Raw genomic sequence first — 20,945 nt, forward strand, 5'->3', positions numbered from 1 at the left:
AGCTCAAACTCTCAAAACAGCTTGCTTTTGCATGGAGCTTGTTCTTTGAAAACTAGATATCGAAACGAAACAAACGCGAATTAGAACATTCCTTTTTAGCTGAACTTGTGTTAAACAAGTTTCAATAAAAACGGTAGATTGCACGTACGATGGTATCGAATGGGAGCGACTTTTGGCTTTGCGCAAGCAAAACAAGGGAAGCGAGCAGTCGAAACCGGAGCACGAGGTTAAGCTACTAAGAGCACACGGAGGATGCCTAGGCGCTAGGAGCCGATGAAGGACGTGGCGAACAACGAAACTGCCTCGGGGAGCTGTAAGCAAGCTTTGATCCGGGGGTGTCCGAATGGGGAAACCCAGCTGGGGTAATTTCCAGTTACTCATAACTGAATACATAGGTTATGCAGAGGCATACCAGGGGAACTGAAACATCTAAGTACCCTGAGGAAGAGAAAACAATAGTGATTCCGTCAGTAGCGGCGAGCGAACGCGGAGAAGCCCAAACCAAAGAGCTTGCTCTTTGGGGTTGTGGGACGTCTCACATGGAGTTACAAAGGAACCGGTTAAGCGAAGAGGTCTGGAAAGGCCCGCCAAAGAAGGTAAAAGCCCTGTAGTTGAAAGTCTGTTCCCTCCGAGACGGATCCCGAGTAGTGCGGGGCACGTGAAACCCCGTATGAATCCGGCAGGACCATCTGCCAAGGCTAAATACTTCCTAGCGACCGATAGTGAAGCAGTACCGTGAGGGAAAGGTGAAAAGCACCCCGGAAGGGGAGTGAAATAGAACCTGAAACCGTGTGCTTACAAAAAGTCAGAGCCCGTTTTAGGGGTGATGGCGTGCCTTTTGTAGAATGAACCGGCGAGTTACGTTCCCGTGCAAGGTTAAGGTGAAGAGCCGGAGCCGCAGCGAAAGCGAGTCTGAATAGGGCGACTTAGTACGTGGACGTAGACCCGAAACCGGGTGATCTACCCCTGTCCAGGGTGAAGGTGCGGTAACACGCACTGGAGGCCCGAACCCACGCATGTTGAAAAATGCGGGGATGAGGTGGGGGTAGCGGAGAAATTCCAATCGAACTCGGAGATAGCTGGTTCTCCCCGAAATAGCTTTAGGGCTAGCCTCGGAAACTAGAGTCGTGGAGGTAGAGCACTGATTGGGTGCGGGGCCCGCAAGGGTTACCAAGCTCAGTCAAACTCCGAATGCCATAGACTTACTTCCGGGAGTCAGACAGTGAGTGCTAAGATCCATTGTCAAAAGGGAAACAGCCCAGACCATCAGCTAAGGTCCCCAAGTGTGTGTTAAGTGGGAAAGGATGTGGAGTTGCACAGACAACCAGGATGTTGGCTTAGAAGCAGCCATCATTTAAAGAGTGCGTAATAGCTCACTGGTCGAGTGACTCTGCGCCGAAAATGTAACGGGGCTAAACACACCACCGAAGCTATGGCTTGATGCTTTGCATCAGGGGTAGGGGAGCGTTGTATAAGGGTTGAAGGTGTACCGTAAGGAGCGCTGGACATTATACAAGTGAGAATGCCGGTATGAGTAACGAAAAGATCAGTGAGAATCTGATCCGCCGAAAGCCTAAGGGTTCCTGAGGAAGGCTCGTCCGCTCAGGGTAAGTCGGGACCTAAGGCGAGGCCGAAAGGCGTAGTCGAAGGACAACAGGTCGAAATTCCTGTACCACCGTAAGCCGTTATGAGCAATGGGGGGACGCAGTAGGGTAGTGACGCGGACTGATGGATGTCCGTCTAAGCAGTAAGGCTGATGTGTAGGCAAATCCGCACATTGTAAGGCTGAGCTGTGATGGGGAGCGAAAATTATAGTAGCGAAGGTCATGATCTCACACTGCCAAGAAAAGCCTCTAGCCAGGTGAAGGTGCCCGTACCGCAAACCGACACAGGTAGGCGAGAAGAGTATTCTAAGGCGCGCGGAAGAACTCTCGTTAAGGAACTCGGCAAAATGACCCCGTAACTTCGGGAGAAGGGGTGCCCCGGTAGTGTGAATAGCACGAGGGGGCCGCAGTGAAAAGGCCCAAGCGACTGTTTAGCAAAAACACAGGTCTGTGCGAAGCCGTAAGGCGAAGTATACGGGCTGACGCCTGCCCGGTGCTGGAAGGTTAAGGGGAGTGGTTAGGAGCAATCCGAAGCTGTGAACCGAAGCCCCAGTAAACGGCGGCCGTAACTATAACGGTCCTAAGGTAGCGAAATTCCTTGTCAGGTAAATTCTGACCCGCACGAATGGCGTAACGACTTGGGCGCTGTCTCAACGAGAGATCCGGTGAAATTTTAATACCTGTGAAGATGCAGGTTACCCGCGACAAGACGGAAAGACCCCATGGAGCTTTACTGCAGCTTGATATTGAATTTGGGTACGATCTGTACAGGATAGGTGGGAGCCTTTGAAACGTGAGCGCCAGCTTGCGTGGAGGCAACGTTGGGATACCACCCTGATCGTATCTAGGTTCTAACCTGGTACCGTAATCCGGTGCGGGGACAGTGTCAGGTGGGCAGTTTGACTGGGGCGGTCGCCTCCTAAAGAGTAACGGAGGCGCCCAAAGGTTCCCTCAGAATGGTTGGAAATCATTCGAAGAGTGCAAAGGCATAAGGGAGCTTGACTGCGAGACCTACAAGTCGAGCAGGGACGAAAGTCGGGCTTAGTGATCCGGTGGTACCGCATGGAAGGGCCATCGCTCAACGGATAAAAGCTACCCTGGGGATAACAGGCTTATCTCCCCCAAGAGTCCACATCGACGGGGAGGTTTGGCACCTCGATGTCGGCTCATCGCATCCTGGGGCTGAAGTAGGTCCCAAGGGTTGGGCTGTTCGCCCATTAAAGCGGTACGCGAGCTGGGTTCAGAACGTCGTGAGACAGTTCGGTCCCTATCTGTCGTGGGCGTAGGAAATTTGAGAGGAGCTGTCCTTAGTACGAGAGGACCGGGATGGACGTACCGCTGGTGTACCAGTTGTTCCGCCAGGAGCACCGCTGGGTAGCTATGTACGGACGGGATAAACGCTGAAAGCATCTAAGCGTGAAGCCCCCCTCAAGATGAGATTTCCCAGTATGTAAGACCCCTTGAAGACGACGAGGTAGATAGGCTGGGGGTGGAAGTGCAGCAATGCATGGAGCTGACCAGTACTAATCGGTCGAGGGCTTATCCAATTAGCAAGTTCTAAATCGCATGTTTCGTTTCGAATCTAGTTTTCAGGGAACGATCTCTGAAATGTAAGCTATGCTATGCGTTTGGTGGCGATGGCGGAGGGGTTCCACACGTACCCATCCCGAACACGACCGTTAAGCCCTCTAGCGCCGATGGTACTTGGACCGCAGGGTCCTGGGAGAGTAGGACGCCGCCAAGCAAAGAACCACTGCCGATGTTATTCGGTGGTGGTTTTTATTTGTTTATAAGAATTAAATATGATAAGTGGAAGCTCTGACATGATCGATACTGGAAGGTAACATTTTTGTTACGGATAACAGCGGCAAAACCAGTATAATAGGACTATGTTAAATATGCTAAAAGTACCTGACCACAGAGCTGGAATGTGCAGCTGTGAAAAGGAGGGTGTGTGTGTTAAGTTGGCGGAGACTTGGACTACAATCATTTCTGTTGCTTTGTCTGACCGTTGTTCTAGCAGGATGCGGTGAAGCTTCAGGATCTGTATGGACTTCATATGAAGGTGCGGTGAACGAGAAGAGTTTTCCGGTGCCGAAAGTAGCGAATAAATCTGACCAGTCTGAAAATAATTCGGATATGGATTATGTTCGATATACGCTGTCTGGTATTAGTGAGAGTACTAGCTTGCCTGAGGTATATCTAGACGAGATTAAAAGCTGGGGTTGGACAGAGAGGCAAGCCAAGGGTACATCCAATGAATCCAGTACCTTGCGTGTATTTGCAAAGGAAGGACATACTGTGCATTTAGCAGTACATGATGGTTCCTTTACACTAATGGTTCCTAGAAATGATGCTACTCAAACGACAGTTAAATCATTGGCTGAAGATGATTAAGCTGGTTCAAGTATGGTTTGGTATGATTAATTAACGCTGTGATGTTCCTTATAATATAGTAAAGCTCCCGTGTACATGATCGGGGGCTTTTTGTTATTTGGCGAAGTAGGCTTTAGTAATGATGGGAGAACCTATCACGTATGGTGGATCAGAGGTCATACAGGTTTAGAAGGAATGGGGCAGCTTCTTATGTACACGTATAGGTGGTATTTGTGCTTGAAGCATAGGGGAGTGTAGAGCGCTAAAAGTAGAGGGGGAGAGATATAAGTTGCATAAAGGTATTGAGGTAATGAAAGGCTGATGGAAGCGACCATAAGGGGGATAGAGCTGAGACTGAGTGAGAGATCGCTTAAAGGTGTAAGATCTACGAGATATCTGGGGTTATGAGGATATGGAGCAGCGGGAGGAAAAGAGGAGAAGAACGGAGCCACGAGTGGGGATAACTCATTTAACTATGCCCATGCTGTGGATAATGGATGAGAAGGGAACAATAAATAAAGGTTATCCACAGTGGATAACCTTTATTTGCGCATATGAGGAACGATACACGATTATGTTTTTGCATCAGATTATTCGAAGGGCTCAGCGGTTATGTATTACAAGTAAGTAAGGTACATTGAGTATTGCATAAATGAGGGAGTGTTATTGCAGATAATATGAGACATCTTGTTCATTCAATTTGATGAGTCCATCTTTGCGCTCACGGGAGAGAACCATTACAACATACAAGCGAGGACCCAGCAACCACAAATGCCAGAAGATCAGCGAGAGGGTGAAGGACAATGGCGACCATATCAAACATACTGTAATGATACATAGTCCAATCCAGCTCATGTTAAGGTGTACCCGGACAAACATACGGAAGCTAAAATGCTGATCAGGGATATAACCTAACCAGGGCATACGCATATTCCAGCGCCAGCGTTTGGCGTAAGAGGTACGGACCAGAAGTAATATCGTTCTGGCGATGACATAATGAATCCAGATGGTGATTGGACCTGCCAGTACAAAAAAGAAGAGGCCAGTCCAGGAGAATGCGAGTAGATTGAATAAGAGCATGATGACCGGCAGACACAGATAGCTGTAAATGACACTGCGGGCGATAGCCTTTTTTTTCAGAAGCCGGTATTGATAAAATGTTGCTTTATTCTCCGGTTCGGCGATCATACGATTATATATCCTCCTTCGGATTCACGTTTGTGTGGGGTAGGTATTCGTTTTTCTTACACGAGTAAAAGGGAATGAATCATACATGTATGTATATATGAACCTTGTATCTCACGCCATGACGATTGTACAAGATATTGAGATTCGACGGAGCTTATCTCAGTATACTCCCGAATACACGGACTGTCAGGCTTTGATATCGTTATCATGTATTATATATCGGCTGGGATTCCAAGTTTTTTTAAGGAAATTAAATATAAGTTTGAGTCAGGCCAAGGGATACGTGATGTAGAGGTAAATGCGATGGAATGTAGGATAACTGTATATACATAAGCAGGTGAATGTTCTTGTAGGGAGAATGAATGTATTTTTCGGTACAGACACCCAAGAGGGGGTGGGCGAATATATATATTTTATAGAAAGAAAGCACTATGAAAATGTTTAAAATAATAGAAACTGTGCAATACTGATAGTAAACGTAAAACAAGGTGGGATGGTTCATGGAAGAACATGCCGAACACACATGTATTATCTGCGAGCAAAGAAAAAGAGAAGGCATTTTTATTGTATCTGAATTCATATGTGACACTTGTGAAGCAGAAATGGTTCATACCGACGCGCAGGATGCCAAGTACAATTATTTTATTCATCAAATGAAGCAAATTTGGGTACAAAAAAACGCATAATGAATGTTGCTAATAGAAGTAGAAGCGAAACATCACATTGTAACGATGATGATGTGTATAGAGGCCCAATGGGCCTTTTTCTGTTTTTAAGAGGAGAGAATGTCTTGTTTGCCATCTTGGGAAGGCGTATGCTGATATAATGGTATAGATCATTTGCAGTAATGCGCGTGGAGATAGGGAAAAAGAGCGTTCCTTGGATTAGGAAGCTTTTGGAGCGCATAGGGCGCACATTATATATGTACAGGATGGTTATTTCATGAAACATAAAAATAAATTAAGTAGTGCCCCTTTATATGAAGCGTTGCTTGCGTATCGTGATTCGAAGCAGCGTTCCTTTCATGTGCCTGGGCATAAAAATGGACAAGCTTATCGACATTTGCTGGAACAAGCAGAAGCAGGGCAATCTCCAGCTAAGGATATCGTTAATGAGGAACACCAGCACAACGGTGAGATTCAGAATAATGGAGAAAAGAATGTTAACCAGAAGGTAGAGCGTTTCAGTTCGGTGGATGAACATGGGGCTGATCTGGAGAGCGGGAAACATATTGGTGACGAAGGGGTTCGTTTGGAAATAGAACTGACACCAGTGCGTTCATTTCTGGAAATGATGGAGATGGATGTTACGGAGATCACGGGCACCGATGATTTGCATCATCCAGAAGGTGTAATCCAGGAAGCACAGGAGCTTGCGGCAGATTGTTTTGGAGCGGAGGAGAGTTTCTTCCTCGTGGGAGGCAGTACGGCAGGTAATTTGTCTCTATTACTAACTGTGTGTGATGAGCCGGACAGTGTTGTGCTGGTGCAACGAAATGTGCACAAATCGGTTATTCACGGGTTAATGCTGGCAGGCGCAAGAGCTGTATTTCTGGAGCCGTGGGTCGATCCTGCGTCTGGACTTGCGGTCATGCCGTCGGTGGAGACGGTTCAGGCTGCTGTCCAGTCCTATCCTGAGGCAAAGGGCGTATTGGTCACTTTGCCCAATTATTACGGCATGGGCGCTGATCTGACGCCCATAGCCGAGGTATGCCACGCTGCTGGCATGCCATTGCTCGTGGATGAAGCGCATGGCGCGCATTATGGGCAGCATCCGGAGCTGCCTGTCTCTGCACTGTCATGCGGAGCAGACGGTGTCGTGCAGTCGACACATAAGATGCTGACGGCCTTCACCATGGGTGCCATGCTGCACATTCAGGGACCACGGTTAAACCGGTCCCTATTAAGGCAGCGTCTAGCCATGGTGCAAAGCTCAAGCCCATCATACCCCGTGATGGCTTCGCTTGATCTGGCGCGCCGGCTGCTGCACGCGCAGGGCGCGAACACCTTCACGGCGGGGCTTGCCGCCGTGAATGCCTTTAAGCGCGGCCTCGCGGAGCTGCCGCGCTTCCAGTGGCTGCAGCCTGCACAGCCGCTGCAGCCAGAACCGCCAGCCGGAACAGCGAAGCCGGCTGGAATGTCCGTGTCCGCTGCGCAGCAGACACGGGAGGGCTTGACCGCGGCGGCGATGCCATCTGCCGCGGGGTATACCGCTCAGGACCCATTCAAGGCCGTCATCTATGACGGCGCAGGGGTGCTGAGCGGTTATGGGCTACAGCAGCAGCTGGAAGCATGCGGCTGTGTGCCTGAGATGAGCGACGAACGGTACGTCGTCTTGCTCTTCAGCCTGGGCTCAACGGTGCAAGATGCTCAGCACCTGTTGCAGGCTTTACACCATATCAGCTCTGCCAACGGGCATGAGCAGATCCAATCCACTGCAGAGCCATCGCAACAGATTGCGAAAGGTTCGGCTCATTATATTTCCACGTGGAACAATTTACAAGAAAACACTCGCTACTCAGAACCGATCCCCTTTACACTTCAACCGATTGTGGATACGGATACGATTAATGTCCCAATAGAAGAAAGCGCGGGTTGTCGATCAGCCGAGATGGTTATTCCATACCCTCCAGGGATTCCGCTTGTATATCCGGGTGAACGTATTAGTACATCGATGGTGGCTCGTATACAACTCCTGCGGGATGAAGGTGCAAAGTTTCATGGGGTATCCGATGCATCTCTACAGTTATTGAAGGTTATGAAGGAATGAAGGGAACACATGAAGATCTGAATTGCATTCACCAATAGGTAGGCAATATGACCAATACGGATAGCGATACCGGACCCTACACATGTGAGGGTCTCTTGGTCATTAGTCTAGTTGCTAGGGTGTGTCTTCAAACTCAGGCATGCAATACGTTGAAGGATGTCAGGGTCCAACATCTTGAAGTCAAGGAATGCTGATCCTGGCGAATTGTCCAGACGATTTTCTAAGGAAGCGAGGACGTCTTATTTAGCCTTCGAGTACTCCTTTTATTTTGTAAGGAACCTGAGACACGTTATTAACCAAATTGACCTAACAAACACGCTGTAAACGGCTAGTTATTCCAATATAACGTGTTTCAGATTCCTTAGATTGCTGCGGGCGCTTCAAATCGCTGAATAAGACGTCACAGGGTCGTTAGCGCTCCCGCTCCGTGCCCTGCTCCAGACACATTCAGTTTGAAGACACGCTTTAGTTCAACTTATAGAGATAGACATAAGAAAGAAGGGAACACTTTGGGTATTCCGCTAAAAAAATATACAGGAATAGTCCTGCAAGTTTTGTTGATGTACGGTTTTTATTGGATTGGCAACTTGATTCAAGCTCTATTACATCTGCCGTTAACAGGCAGTATTGTGGGCATGCTGGTATTGTTTGTCACCATTCAACTGGGATGGATCAAAATGAGCTGGGGAGAAGAAGGGTCGACGTGGCTTCAATCTCATCTGCAATTGTTGTTCATCCCGCCAACTGTGGGCATTATTAATCATTTTGATTTTTTTAGAGCCAACACATTGTTATTGGTACTTGGTTTGATCGTTAGCACATTAATCACATGTCTGATATCTGCCAAATTAAGTGAGTGGCTCATGACATGGAGATCGTCTCATTCAGGCAAAAAGGAGGCGATTACTTGTCAGCATTCATCCTCGGAATTGGAATGATCGCGCTAACCATCGCTGTATATATTCCAGCTACTCGTCTATATAAAAGGCTGAAATGGCCGATCCTTATGCCTGTACTCACAACGACTGCCATACTGATCCTGATCTTGGTAATCTCCGGTATAAAGCTGGATACGTACATGCTGGGTGGCAAATGGATACAGGAGCTCTTGGGTCCAGCAGTTGTATCGCTCGCTTTTCCCTTGTCCAGACATCTGCATGTGCTGAAGCAAAATATCATTCCAATTGTGGGTGGAACAATCGGAGGCAGTATTACAGGTGTCTCCACGGGGGCGTTGATCGCCATTCTGCTTGGCTATCCTCAAGAGATGGTCATCGCTTTATTGCCAAAATCAGTGACAACTCCTGTGGCTATTCAACTCGCTAATCAGGTTGGGGGGAATGCCTCATTCACATCGCTGTTTGTGATGATTGCAGGATTCTCAGGGATATTATTGGGGCCGATGCTCTTGAAATGGGCCAAGGTCCGCAGTAAACATGCCTATGGAATTGGACTGGGTTCAGCATCTCATGCCCTCGGCATGGCAAGGTCTTTTGAATATGGAGAGAATGCGGTAGCCCTCAGTTCAGTTTCCATGATTGTCAGTGCTATTGCCGGATCAATTATGCTTCCATTATGGGTATGGATTATCTACGGTTGAACGCTTTACTTTGTTGTTCATGTTGGAGTAACTGCTGACCTATAGTATGATAGAAAGAAACAAGCTTGTATGATCTTGGTGTTATTAATACGTACCGATATAGCTGTAGCTATACACCTCTGGGCGGGGGATATCATATCTTGTAGCAAGAGGGTCTAAGCATATTCAATTACAGCAGCAATAGATGCAATTATCGACATAGAAAGCAGGGAAGCATATGCAGGGCAGAGGTAAATTCATTACGCTGGAAGGGGGAGAGGGTTCCGGTAAAACAACGATGATCGGTAGAATAGGTTCTTATTTTGAAGAACGGGGTATACCTTACGTAGTTACGCGAGAGCCTGGTGGAATTGAGATTGCGGAGAAAATACGTTCAATTATTCTGGACCCTCTTCATACGGCAATGGATGCTCGAACCGAAGCGCTATTGTATGCAGCTGCACGCAGCCAGCATCTGGCGGAGAAAGTAGAGCCTGCGCTGAGAGCTGGAAAAGCAGTCATCTGTGACCGATTTGTCGATAGCAGTCTGGTCTATCAAGGCTACGCCCGTGGACTCGGGATAGAGAATGTATGGGCCATTAACCGTTTTGCGATTGGTGATCTCATGCCGGATGTGACCTTATATCTGGACATTGAGCCTGAAGTGGGGCTTGCCCGGATCGATGCTCATGATGGCCGCGAAGTGAACCGTCTGGATCTGGAAAATCTGGAGTTTCACCGTAAAGTGCGAGAGGGTTACTTCCTTTTAAAAGAGCAGTTCCCGGAACGGATCAGAGTTATCGATGCTTCCATGAAGCAGGAGGATGTCTTGGCAGCAATGATTTTGTCGCTGGAGACAGGGATTTTGAAGGATTTTGACGAGTAATTGTCTAATATATAGACAGGGCATTTGATAAAGGTGCTTATTCTAAAGGAGGTTATGCAGGATGAAACTGATTGTTGCGATTATACAGGATAAAGACAGCAACCGATTATCCAGCGCATTGGTCAAAGCAAACTTTCGGGCGACGAAGCTTGCCAGTACGGGCGGATTTTTGAAGGCAGGCAACACGACGTTTATGATCGGTGTCGATGATGGTCAAGTCGAATCCGTAATGAACGTCATTCGCAGCAGCTGTAAGGTTCGTGAACAGCTCGTGACTCCGGTCACACCGATGAGTGGAACAACCGACTCTTACCTGCCGCTACCTGTTGAAGTTCAAGTAGGCGGAGCTACTGTATTTGTTCTCCCGGTAGATCGCTTCGAACATTTCTAATTAAACCTATTGCATGGATCCCATGAGGGTCCTTCATGATTGATAGCATGTTGGAAACGATGGATGCAAGAAGAGTTAACAGCGTTCGTGCGTGCCACTTACGGAACGCCTTTCTTGACGAGAAGAATCAGCATACTCTTTCCGGATGAGCATTTCCAGCTGGGGAATGGTTCATTTCGGAAAGAGGTTGACTACAAAGAACAAGTCCTTGATGGTGATGTGTATCTACCATTATATATAGAGTGTGATCAGCATATATAAAAGCCTCATTCTCACGCACAGGCGCAATGCGCACTGTGCTGATGGGCGATTGGCTAACTATGATAGAAAGCGGGCGTATCCATGAAAATCAATCCTGGATTCAGACCGATTCAGAGCGGGATCAGTTCTACTGATTCAGGTTCCAAACCGGTTCAATCCAAAAATTTCTCTGATATGATGAATCACCAAGGGGAACGGGCCTCACAAGCTGAACTGAATCGCCGGTTTAGTGAAATCCAGCTTCAGGGGGATCGCCTGGCACGTTCCATGACGATTCGTGAACTGAAGGCGTATAAGCAACTTGTTAAAAGGTTCCTGGAAGAGACCGTTCGTCGCGGTGTATCCATGAAAGAGACAAGGGGTTGGGATCGTCGTGGCAGAGGTAAGCGGTATAAGCTGATTGATGAAATTGACTCCGCTCTGTTATCCATGGCTGATGAATTGCTGGATACAGAAGAAGGAAAAATCTCTCTATTACAACAAGTAGGGGAAATTCGGGGGATGCTTATTAATTTAAGCTTCTGAGGAGGAAGTATGTCCTTTCAACAGATTATGGGTCAACAAGCGGCCAAGAAAATGTTACAAAGCAGTTTGAGACGTAAGGCAATAAGCCATGCGTATTTGTTTAGCGGTCCAGCTGGTAGCGGGCAACGGAAGACGGCAATTACCTTTGCCAAGGCAATATTCTGTACAGAGCTTGAAGATGACGCTTGTGGGCAGTGTCTTGAATGTCGTAAGGTAGATCATGGTAACCATCCGGATCTAACCATGCTTGCACCAGATGGAAACAACATTAAAATAGATCAAATCCGGGATCTGCAGCGTATCTTTTCATACCGATCCGAGGCAGGCCATCCCAAAGTATATATTATAGAACAAGCCGAGAAAATGACGGTACAGGCAGCAAACAGTTTGCTCAAATTTCTGGAGGAACCGCAGGTACCAGCAGTCGGCATCCTGATTACAGATAATGGACAGGCCATGTTGCCAACGATCCGCTCACGCTCCCAATTGGTACCGTTTAGCGCACTGAATCCGGAAGAGATGCTGCAATCTCTGATCGAGGAAGGGCACCCTGCCAATCTGGCTCGCTCTGCCGTCCATTTAGCGTCAGGATTGGAAGCATGTAGAGAAATTCTCCAGCAGAATTGGTTTGCAGAAATTAGAAACGTAATGTTACAATTAGGGAAGGAGTCCCTGGGTAGAGGAAGTACATCATTGATCTCTGCACAGCAGAAGCTTTTTAAAACCGGACTCTCTGAACACCTGGACATGCTGCTTAGTTTGTTCCATCTATGGTTTAGGGACATGCTGTATGTTCAGTACGATAGGCATGAACATATCGTTTTTATAGATCAGTTAGACATGTTATCTCAGTTGGCACATACCCGCAGCACAGAGCAGTGGGTCTCCTATATGGATATGGCCGCAGCATGCAGAAAAAAATTGCGTTTCAACGTCAATGGCCAGCTTTGTCTGGAGCAATTTTTGATCGGTTTGGCATAAGACTGGGAGAGGGCAAAGTTAGCTCCAATCATATGCAAACGGTTATAACTTCGGCCGGTTCCCTAAGAAGACGGGGCTTCAGACGAAGTGGGGTTGGCTTACAAGGGGGTTAATTTTTTGTACAGTGTAGTGGGTGTCCGTTTCAAAAAAGCGGGCAAAATTTATTACTTCGATCCCCTGGACCTTCCCATTGAGAAAGAAAACTGCGTTATCGTGGAGACAGCGCGGGGGGTTGAGTACGGTAAGGTTGTCGTAGGTAAGAAGGAAGTGGGCGAGTCCGATGTGGTGTTGCCGCTGAAGAAAGTCATCCGCGTTGCGGGCGATACAGATGCCCGTGTGGTTGATGAGAACAAACGTGCAGCCAAAGAAGCATTCGGTACTTGTTTAAATAAAATCAAAGACCATGGCCTCAAAATGAAGCTGGTCGATGTGGAATTTACGTTTGATCGCAATAAAATTATATTTTATTTTACAGCTGAAGGAAGAGTTGATTTCCGGGAGCTGGTCAAGGATCTGGCAAGCATATTCCGGACACGAATCGAGCTGAGACAGATTGGTGTACGTGATGAAGCGAAGATGCTTGGCGGAATCGGACCTTGCGGCCGTGTGTTGTGTTGTTCTTCCTGGCTGGGAGACTTTGAGCCGGTATCAATCAAGATGGCTAAAGATCAGAGCCTGTCACTGAATCCGACGAAAATTTCAGGGTTGTGCGGAAGACTCATGTGCTGTCTGAAATTTGAGCATGATAACTATGAAAGTGTGAGAGAAGAACTGCCAGCGGTAGGCAAATTGGTCGTCACCTCATTGGGTGAAGGAAAAGTTGTCGGAATTAATGCCGGTAGCCGCACAGTCCATGTTCAACTGTTCGACATCAGTAAAGTCAAAGAACTTCCGCTGGATGACGTCGTTATCAAGTAAACCATAAAGGTTGCTTCGGGGTGGAAACTTGGAAAAGAAAAATCTGTTTACGCACATTCATGAAATGGAAACCCAACTGGGTCAGTTGCACGGTGATTTAGGAGAGTTAAAAATGATTGTGAAGGAGCTGCTTGAGGATAATCAGCGGCTTACCATCGAGAATGAGCAGTTACGCAAACTGCTCAAACGTGAGGCTCCGGCAGATCTGCCGATCTCCTCAGCACTCGCTCCTGTAGCAAGACCAGCAGGTCCGGCTACAGGCGAGGATGTTGTGGGTGAAGGGTATGATAATCTGGCTCGGTTGTATCACGAAGGCTTCCATATCTGCAACGTCTATTATGGACATTTGCGGACGGAAGGCGATTGTCTGTTCTGCCTGTCTTTTTTGAATAAATGAAGTGACCGTAGGGATCCCCTACGGTTTTTTTTCAAGGTTATAAACCTAAACTAAACAAACATGAGATATAGAGTACCGGAGGATGAGCGTAACATATGGAAGAAAATGAAGTTGTGTTACATGAGTCAGAGCGGATTGATGATCTGCTCTCTCATGATCTGAGAATCATTCAAAGTGATGAAGTGTTTAGTTTTTCGATGGATGCCGTATTATTAGCCCGGTTTGCTTCCGTACCTAAACGGGGTCGTATACTTGATTTGTGTACGGGTAACGGGGTGGTTCCCATTTTGCTTACAACGCGTACGCAGGCTAGTCTGGAAGGGATCGAGATTCAGCCACGTTTGGCTGATATGGCGCGTCGCAGTGTGCAATTAAATGCATTGGATGAGTCGATTATGATTCGTGAAGGTGATTTGCGAGAACTCGTGAAAGAAACAGGACATGCTGTATACGATGCAATAACGGTTAATCCTCCATACATGCCTCTGAATGGCAGTGATCTCAAGATGAACACACATCAGGCAATGGCACGTCATGAAATCGGATGTACCCTGGAAGAAGTGATTCAGGCGTGCAGTCGACTTGTACGTAATGGCGGCAAAGTATCAATGGTTCATCGTCCGCAACGCCTTGCAGAGATTATCTCGCTCATGCGCGAATATAAGCTGGAACCAAAACGGATTCGGATGGTACATCCCCGTGCTCATTTGGAAGCCAACATGGTGTTAATTGAAGGAATGAAAGATGGTAAACCGGAAGTTAGGATGCTTCCTCCACTCATTGTCTACAATGAAGAGGGGAAATACTGCGAAGAGATTATGGATATTTACTATGGTCAGCAACATGCTGAGCGTACTACGAAAGGAGGGCTTTAGATGACTTTGCATATTCAAAAAAGCTATGCGGAGCAGCCTGAAGGATCAGGCAAGCTCTATCTGGTTGGAACACCCATTGGTAATCTGGAGGATATGACCTTCCGTGCCATCAAGACATTGCAGAGTTGTGACATCATTGCAGCAGAAGATACACGTCAGACCCGAAAGCTGCTTACCCATTTTGAAATTACACCTTCCATGCTGTTTAGTTATCATGAGCATAATAAGGGGGCGAGTGGACCTGAACTGATACGCTATATAATAGAAGGAAAAAATTTGGCACTCGTCAGCGATGCCGGTTTGCCAGCCATTTCGGACCCTGGTTCTGACCTTGTACAGCTTGCACTGGAAGCCGGAATAACGGTCATTCCCATCCCGGGGCCCAATGCTGCGTTGTCTGCTCTGATCGTGTCCGGATTACCGACGGAGCGTTTTACATTCGGCGGTTTTTTGCCGCGTGAGAAAAAGGACATGCGAAAAGTGCTGGAGGCGTTTGACGAATCCAACGGGACTTTGTTATTTTATGAATCGCCTCACCGTATTCGGAAAACATTAGTCCACCTTGAAGAAATTCTGGGTGATCGCTCGATTGTCCTGGCTCGTGAGCTAACCAAGCGTCATGAGGAATTCGCAAGGGGTACTGTGAGGGAATGCATAGACTGGCTTGAAGAACATCCACCTCTTGGCGAGTACTGCTTGCTGGTAGAAGGCATTAAGGAAGAGGAGCGTAAGGCTGAGCGCGAAGCATGGTGGCAGCTCATGTCACTCGCGGATCATGTCAGCCATTATGAGGGTGAAGGACATAACCGCAAAGATGCAATGAAAAAAACGGCTACCGATCGCGGTCTGGCGAAGCGTGATGTATATAATGCATTAATCGAGTAGTAATCTAACCAAATATCTTCTGTTGTGGGGAACATAACCTGAAAAGAAGCTTATATCCAACCTTAGTGGAATATTAAAAAGAGCAGAGTGGCTAAAAAAAATTCCGAACAAATTTCATCGTTCTCTCCCAGTTCGCGTGTGACAGAATCATTTTGGGTAATGGAACCCATAACAAGGCAAAAAAATACCTTCCGCGGTGGGGTTCACACCGGGAAGGTCATTAAGGAATATTAAAAAGGTTAGAAATAACAATTTAGATAAGTCCAGTATACCTGGTTTTTCTTATTTTGTCACAGGTGCAGGGATTTCGGAAATACATTCGTTACAAACAATTTTACCTTTGAAGTAAGTAACGTTCTCTGCATTACCACAGAAGATACAAGCAGGCTCGTATTTTTTCAACATGATGCGCTCGCCGTCAACGTAGATTTCCAGAGCATCTTTTTCACCAATACCGAGCGTACGGCGCAATTCAATTGGAATAACTACCCGTCCCAGTTCGTCCACTTTTCTTACAATACCTGTTGATTTCATCATTATAATCAGTGCTCCTCTCAGCTAACTATCTTTGTCATTATTCGACATTATTTTATGTTTTATGATACTCATCATACCAACGATTCCCAAATCAGTCAACCTTAAAATTAGCTTAAAATTAAGGCTGTTTTTCACAAGGTTACTGGTGGTAAGGGATTGGAAGCCGTTTTTCGCATTTAAACCTCAATGTCAGCTTTGTCGATTTGGAAAACGACAAAACTACTTCATTCGACAAAGTTCGTCATATGGTGTCGAATCTTAGGTGAATCGCAGAGCTCAAAGCGTTAATATAAAAGAAATTAAAGGAGTGAGTCGACATGGAACAACGTTTAACGGAAGAGAAAGTATTCAAAGATCCGGTACATAATTATATCCACGTGCAAGATCCGGTTATATGGCAGTTAATTAACACTCCGGAATTTCAGCGTTTACGCCGGATTCGTCAGCTGGGTACTTCTTACCTTACCTTTCACGGAGCAGAGCATAGTCGGTTCTCACATTCACTAGGTGTTTATGAGATCACACGCAAGATCATCTCTCAATTTGAAAGAAGTCATTATTCGGATTGGCCGAAGGAAGAAAAGATTGTAGCTCTGTGTGCAGCTCTGCTTCATGATCTCGGGCATGGGCCGTTCTCTCACTCCATCGAGGAAGCTTTTGACATGAATCACGAAGATTGGACTTGCCGCATTATTACAGGTGATACCGAAGTAGGGGCGATCTTAAGACGGTATGCTCCTGATTTTCCTGAGAAAGTAGCATCTGTCATTCAAAAAACGTATGAAAAGCCGATTGTGGTTAACTTGGTGACCAGTCCGCTTGATGCAGACCGAATGGATTATTTGCTCAGGGATGCCTATTTTACAGGTGTAAATTACGGCACGATTGACCTTGATCGTATCCTTCGGATGCTGCGTCCTTATCATGGGCGGATTGTAGTCAAGGAGTCAGGCATGCATGCTGTGGAGGATTACCTAATGTCTCGGTATCAGATGTATTGGCAGATTTACTTCCATCCGGTAACTCGTAGTTCTGAAATTATATTGCGGCAAATATTCAAGCGAGCGAAAACACTCCTACAACATGGTTTTCAATTCCGCTTCATGATTGATCCACTCCCTCAATTATTTGAAGGAGAATTATCCGTGGATGAATATTTGCAGTTGGATGAAGCATTAATTCAGACGGCATTTACGCAGTGGCGCAAGGAGGACGATACTGTTCTAAGTGAGTTATGCGAACGTTTTATGGATCGCAAGTTATATAAGTATGTAGAGCTTGAACAGGTCGACTTGACAATGATGGAAGAGATTCGGGAAGCTTTTGTACAGGCTGGCCTCGATCCCGAATATGATCTTGAAATTGATTTTCCTTCGGATAATCCGTATGATGTGTTTCGTCCGGATGAATCCACAGATAAGCAGATTCTTCTTCTGGATCGACAGGACAATTTACGTGAGTTGTCAGAAGTATCTGACATTGTCCGTTCCATCAGTGGGCTTCACCGAGGGAAACATCATTTGTATTACCCTCAAAACAAGGTGGATGCGATTATTCACGAATTACCGTCACATATACGCCCCTATTTCTTGTAATCATGTGGGTATAATCCGATGAAGAATTTCGATATCAAAACACTTTCTAAAAGAGCTATTTTCCATGATACAGTAATCTGCTTTAATGGGGAGTATATGTAGATCGACATAATTTTGTAAATGCAAGTAGGCAGAATGAGCAAAATCAACAATATATAGATCAGAATATCCGTATATCTTCTATATATTGTAGTTGTGAAGAGACAAACGTAATGATGTAATACACAGATACCCAAAATGTTTTATGTATGAGTCATTGAATTATTGAATTTTACAAATTGGATTTTGAAAAAGAAGATAGTCGTTATTTCGACATGAAGGGAGATACAGACATGATGCTGTTCGACACACATACACATCTGGATGCACCACAATTCGACGAGGACCGCGAGGACATGATTCAGCGTGCTGTGGATGCAGGAGTTGGTCGCATGATCAACATTGGCTTTAACCGGGAGACGATTCCAACCACAATGAAACTCGCCGAAACATATGACTTTATATATGCAGCTGTAGGGTGGCATCCCGTAGATGCGATCACAATGCAGGAGGGCGATTTGGAGTGGATTGCATCTTTATGCAAGCATGAAAAAGTGGTTGCGATCGGTGAGATTGGATTGGATTATCACTGGGATACTTCACCAAAAGAAATACAGCATCGTGTATTACGACAACAAATTGCTTTGGCGCGTGAAGTGAACATGCCAATTGTCATCCATAATCGGGATGCACATGAGGATATCATAAGAATTTTGCGTGAAGAGAAGGCTGGCGAAGTTGGCGGTGTGATGCACTCGTTCTCGGGCAGTTGGGAAACAGCAAAAAGTTGTCTCGATATGGGCTTCCATCTCTCCTTCGGAGGACCGATCACATTCAAAAATGCAAAGCAGCCCAAAGAGGTGCTGGAGAAGGTTCCTATGGACCGGTTTTTCATTGAAACAGATGCTCCATATTTGACACCTCACCCTTATCGTGGGAAGCGAAATGAGACAGCGCATGTACGTCTGGTTGCAGAGGCAGCTGCGGAAATTAAAGGCATTTCGGTGGAGGAAATTGCTGCAATAACAACCAAAAATGCCATGGAACGATTTGGAATTCGGTAAAAAAACGAGCAAATGAGGTGAAAAAGGCAGGTAAGCGGAGGTAATTTGCCCTTTGATCCAAATAAATCAAGAATATTACAATATTTTAACCAAATATTCAGAAAAACGTACTTGATCAACGCTTTACAACATGCATCAAAACAGGATATCATCTTTTCAGTGAATTGTTGTGCGGAAAATTGGACAGATGTTCGGGGGATGAACAAAGGGACACTTTCCGATGAAACAACATTACTTTCATGAATCAGTCTCGCTGAGTCTCCGTTAACGGAGAGCGGGGGAACCAATAGGGCTTAAACATCGGTGTATTTGGCCGATGCGCAACGTTCGCTGACCCAAAAGCAGCGAAGGGAACTGCGAAGCCGTATTTGATTTCTTCTTTGGGTCTCGGGGTGAATTCAAGGGCGTCCGCCATGAGCGGGTGACCCAAGATAGGGCGGCTCTCTTTCGCCCGAACCCGACAGCTAACCTCGCAAGCGGAAAAAGAGAGGCAACCTCGTGCATGAATTTCCGATATTCAAAATCATTCGGAAGCCACGAAAGAGTTCCTCTTACACTCTTTCTTTGGCTTTTTTGTTTTTGAATAAAAGAAATATTGTCATCATACGGTAGGTATTCAGGAGGATGACATCATGTTGCGAAGATTGATTCATGGTGCAGAACCGGATTATGTTGGTCCAATCTGTGTTCTGTAGAAAATTTGGTATAGTCACGTCAAAGACATCATGCATTACTTTAGACGGCGAGGCTATGAAGGAGGACGGAGAAGTGGGCACATTCCAACCAGAAGAGACCCATGAGTCACGATCATCCAGTAAGTCTTTCGCGTTGCGGTGGAAGCATGAGAACATGCGTCAAATGGCATTGATCGCGATTTTCTCAATTGCGCTTACAATCATGATCTTGTTAGTCGTTTACGGTCAGGCCGGGAAACAAATTTCGCTGGTTATTGATGGCAAAGCTCAGGTGGTAGAGACTCGTACAGGAATGCTTCAGGAAATGCTGGAGGAGCAGTCGATCACAGTCAGCCCTCACGATAAGGTATCCATGTCCATGAATGGGGCGATTACAGATGGAGACCGAATCGTTATTGAGCGGGCCGTTCCAGTTAACATTACGGCAGACGGAGACACCAAGACTCTGTATACAACCGATTCATCGGTAGAAGATGCAATTCAAAAATCAGGTATTCAAGTTGAAAGTAATGATAAAGTGTATCCGGCGCTTGGAACTGCGATCAAAGCGGAGATGAAGATCCGTGTAGTGCGCGTAACAAAGCGTACAGTGGAAGTAGAGCAGCCGATCGCTTACAAAGTCATTAAAACGGCTGACCCTAGCTTGTACAAAGGGGATAACCGTGTCGTTGTGAACGGCAAAGAAGGCACAATTGTGCAGCATATCGAAAAGGTATTTCAGGATGGAGAATTGGTCTCCAAAAAAATGGTCGGCAAATCTGTCGCGAATAATCGTGTAGATAAAGTGATCGCTGTCGGCACCAAAGCAAAACCGGTCGTGAAAGAACCTGAGATTCAGACCGTATCGGCTCAAACGTCAACAACCAAAAAGGCTACAACAACGAACTCGAAGAAAACATCTGCCTCGGGCAGCAAAGTGATTACCGTATCCGGGACTTCTTTTAAATACTCCAAAGTACTTAAAAATGTATCCATGACTGCCTACTCTTCCGAAGAGCCTGGCATTGGAACTAAAACAGCTTCCGGTACTCGTGTAACGGAAGGGCGCACCATTGCGGTTGATCCCAAAGTCATTCCAATTGGCTGGTGGGTATATATCGAAGGTCTGGGATTCCGTCGTGCGGAAGATACAGGCGGTGCCATTAAAGGCAACAAAATTGATGTGTATTATGACAGTGTGAAGCATGCCCTGAATTTTGGACGTAAGAAAGGCAAGACGGTCTACGTGATCGGTCCGGTGAAGCCGGAAGCGAACTAAAATCGTTTTACTTTGAAATGGGAATGCTATAAAATAGTTGCATGAATGATTCATGCGGAATATGTGGCGGAGGAGTCTGAATTCAGTCTCCCCCGCCGTTTGGCAGAGAAGAGGATATTCCT

The 20,945-nt window shown here is 46.3% G+C and carries 18 protein-coding genes, 2 rRNA genes and 1 riboswitch; of the genes, 18 read left to right on the forward strand and 2 right to left on the reverse strand.

The features are described from left to right. The first annotated feature begins 225 nt into the window (after positions 1–225). The 3 genes from MHH92_RS00055 (at position 226) to MHH92_RS00065 (ending at position 4,001) form a co-directional block, all read left to right on the forward strand. Positions 226–3,151, forward strand: a 23S ribosomal RNA gene (locus MHH92_RS00055). Between the two features lie 80 nt (positions 3,152–3,231). Continuing rightward, positions 3,232–3,348 (forward strand): 5S ribosomal RNA (rrf, locus tag MHH92_RS00060). A 212-nt stretch (positions 3,349–3,560) separates the two neighbouring features. Continuing rightward, a complete protein-coding gene (locus tag MHH92_RS00065; protein ID WP_017691399.1) occupies positions 3,561–4,001 on the forward strand; it encodes a hypothetical protein in 441 nt (146 codons plus the stop codon). A 642-nt stretch (positions 4,002–4,643) separates the two neighbouring features. Here MHH92_RS00065 and MHH92_RS00070 read toward each other — a convergent pair. Next, on the reverse strand, positions 4,644–5,168 hold the full coding sequence (locus tag MHH92_RS00070) for a hypothetical protein (protein ID WP_036606136.1): 525 nt from the start codon (positions 5,166–5,168) through the stop codon (positions 4,644–4,646). 500 nt (positions 5,169–5,668) lie between these two features. On the opposite strand from MHH92_RS00070, the gene MHH92_RS00075 reads away from it, so the two are divergent. The 12 genes from MHH92_RS00075 (at position 5,669) to rsmI (ending at position 15,635) form a co-directional block, all read left to right on the forward strand. Next, positions 5,669–5,854: a sigma factor G inhibitor Gin gene (locus tag MHH92_RS00075; RefSeq protein WP_017691396.1), complete on the forward strand. Its 186-nt coding sequence runs from the start codon at positions 5,669–5,671 to the stop codon at positions 5,852–5,854. 256 nt (positions 5,855–6,110) lie between these two features. Continuing rightward, on the forward strand, positions 6,111–7,937 hold the full coding sequence (locus MHH92_RS00080; RefSeq protein WP_340901539.1) for an aminotransferase class I/II-fold pyridoxal phosphate-dependent enzyme: 1,827 nt from the start codon (positions 6,111–6,113) through the stop codon (positions 7,935–7,937). Between the two features lie 509 nt (positions 7,938–8,446). Further along, positions 8,447–8,875: a CidA/LrgA family protein gene (locus MHH92_RS00085; protein WP_101315023.1), complete on the forward strand. Its 429-nt coding sequence runs from the start codon at positions 8,447–8,449 to the stop codon at positions 8,873–8,875. Next, positions 8,845–9,537: an LrgB family protein gene (locus MHH92_RS00090; RefSeq protein ID WP_051449580.1), complete on the forward strand. Its 693-nt coding sequence runs from the start codon at positions 8,845–8,847 to the stop codon at positions 9,535–9,537. The genes MHH92_RS00085 and MHH92_RS00090 overlap by 31 nt, the downstream gene beginning before the upstream one ends. Before the next feature lie 217 nt (positions 9,538–9,754). Next, positions 9,755–10,402, forward strand: coding sequence for a dTMP kinase (tmk, locus tag MHH92_RS00095; protein ID WP_017691392.1), 648 nt, complete (start codon positions 9,755–9,757; stop codon positions 10,400–10,402). A 61-nt stretch (positions 10,403–10,463) separates the two neighbouring features. Continuing rightward, positions 10,464–10,793: a cyclic-di-AMP receptor gene (locus MHH92_RS00100; RefSeq protein ID WP_017691391.1), complete on the forward strand. Its 330-nt coding sequence runs from the start codon at positions 10,464–10,466 to the stop codon at positions 10,791–10,793. A 342-nt stretch (positions 10,794–11,135) separates the two neighbouring features. Continuing rightward, positions 11,136–11,579 (forward strand): YaaR family protein, encoded by a 444-nt coding sequence (locus MHH92_RS00105; protein ID WP_017691389.1) that lies wholly within the window; start codon positions 11,136–11,138, stop codon positions 11,577–11,579. A 9-nt stretch (positions 11,580–11,588) separates the two neighbouring features. Then, positions 11,589–12,560, forward strand: coding sequence for a DNA polymerase III subunit delta' (gene holB / locus MHH92_RS00110; RefSeq protein ID WP_036606132.1), 972 nt, complete (start codon positions 11,589–11,591; stop codon positions 12,558–12,560). A gap of 117 nt (positions 12,561–12,677) precedes the next feature. Then, positions 12,678–13,478, forward strand: coding sequence for a PSP1 domain-containing protein (locus MHH92_RS00115; protein WP_017691387.1), 801 nt, complete (start codon positions 12,678–12,680; stop codon positions 13,476–13,478). Between the two features lie 28 nt (positions 13,479–13,506). Continuing rightward, entirely contained in the window at positions 13,507–13,875 is a 369-nt protein-coding gene (gene yabA, locus MHH92_RS00120; RefSeq protein ID WP_017691386.1) for a DNA replication initiation control protein YabA, read from the forward strand. 95 nt (positions 13,876–13,970) lie between these two features. Further along, on the forward strand, positions 13,971–14,750 hold the full coding sequence (locus MHH92_RS00125) for a tRNA1(Val) (adenine(37)-N6)-methyltransferase (RefSeq protein ID WP_036606131.1): 780 nt from the start codon (positions 13,971–13,973) through the stop codon (positions 14,748–14,750). After that, complete coding sequence (gene rsmI / locus MHH92_RS00130; protein ID WP_036606130.1) at positions 14,751–15,635, forward strand: 16S rRNA (cytidine(1402)-2'-O)-methyltransferase; 885 nt, start codon at positions 14,751–14,753, stop codon at positions 15,633–15,635. A gap of 282 nt (positions 15,636–15,917) precedes the next feature. Here rsmI and MHH92_RS00135 read toward each other — a convergent pair whose 3' ends face one another. Continuing rightward, a complete protein-coding gene (locus MHH92_RS00135) occupies positions 15,918–16,172 on the reverse strand; it encodes an AbrB/MazE/SpoVT family DNA-binding domain-containing protein (protein WP_024633700.1) in 255 nt (84 codons plus the stop codon). A gap of 317 nt (positions 16,173–16,489) precedes the next feature. Between MHH92_RS00135 and MHH92_RS00140 the strand changes: the two genes are divergently transcribed. The 3 genes from MHH92_RS00140 to MHH92_RS00150 all read left to right on the forward strand — a co-directional run bounded on the left by MHH92_RS00140 (position 16,490) and on the right by MHH92_RS00150 (position 20,823). Next, positions 16,490–17,767, forward strand: a complete 1,278-nt coding sequence (locus MHH92_RS00140) for an HD domain-containing protein (protein ID WP_036606129.1) — start codon at positions 16,490–16,492, stop codon at positions 17,765–17,767. A gap of 332 nt (positions 17,768–18,099) precedes the next feature. Then, positions 18,100–18,870 carry a TatD family hydrolase gene (locus MHH92_RS00145; RefSeq protein ID WP_179087975.1) on the forward strand — a complete coding sequence of 257 codons (771 nt, stop codon included), beginning with the start codon at positions 18,100–18,102 and terminating at the stop codon, positions 18,868–18,870. A gap of 241 nt (positions 18,871–19,111) precedes the next feature. After that, a riboswitch (cyclic di-AMP (ydaO/yuaA leader) is annotated at positions 19,112–19,365 on the forward strand. 273 nt (positions 19,366–19,638) lie between these two features. Beyond that, entirely contained in the window at positions 19,639–20,823 is a 1,185-nt protein-coding gene (locus tag MHH92_RS00150) for a 3D domain-containing protein (protein WP_036606128.1), read from the forward strand. Positions 20,824–20,945: the final 122 nt, after the last annotated feature.

It is taken from the genome of Paenibacillus sp. FSL M7-1414 (genome assembly GCF_038003195.1).
Taxonomy (GTDB): Bacteria; Bacillota; Bacilli; order Paenibacillales; family Paenibacillaceae; genus Paenibacillus; species Paenibacillus amylolyticus.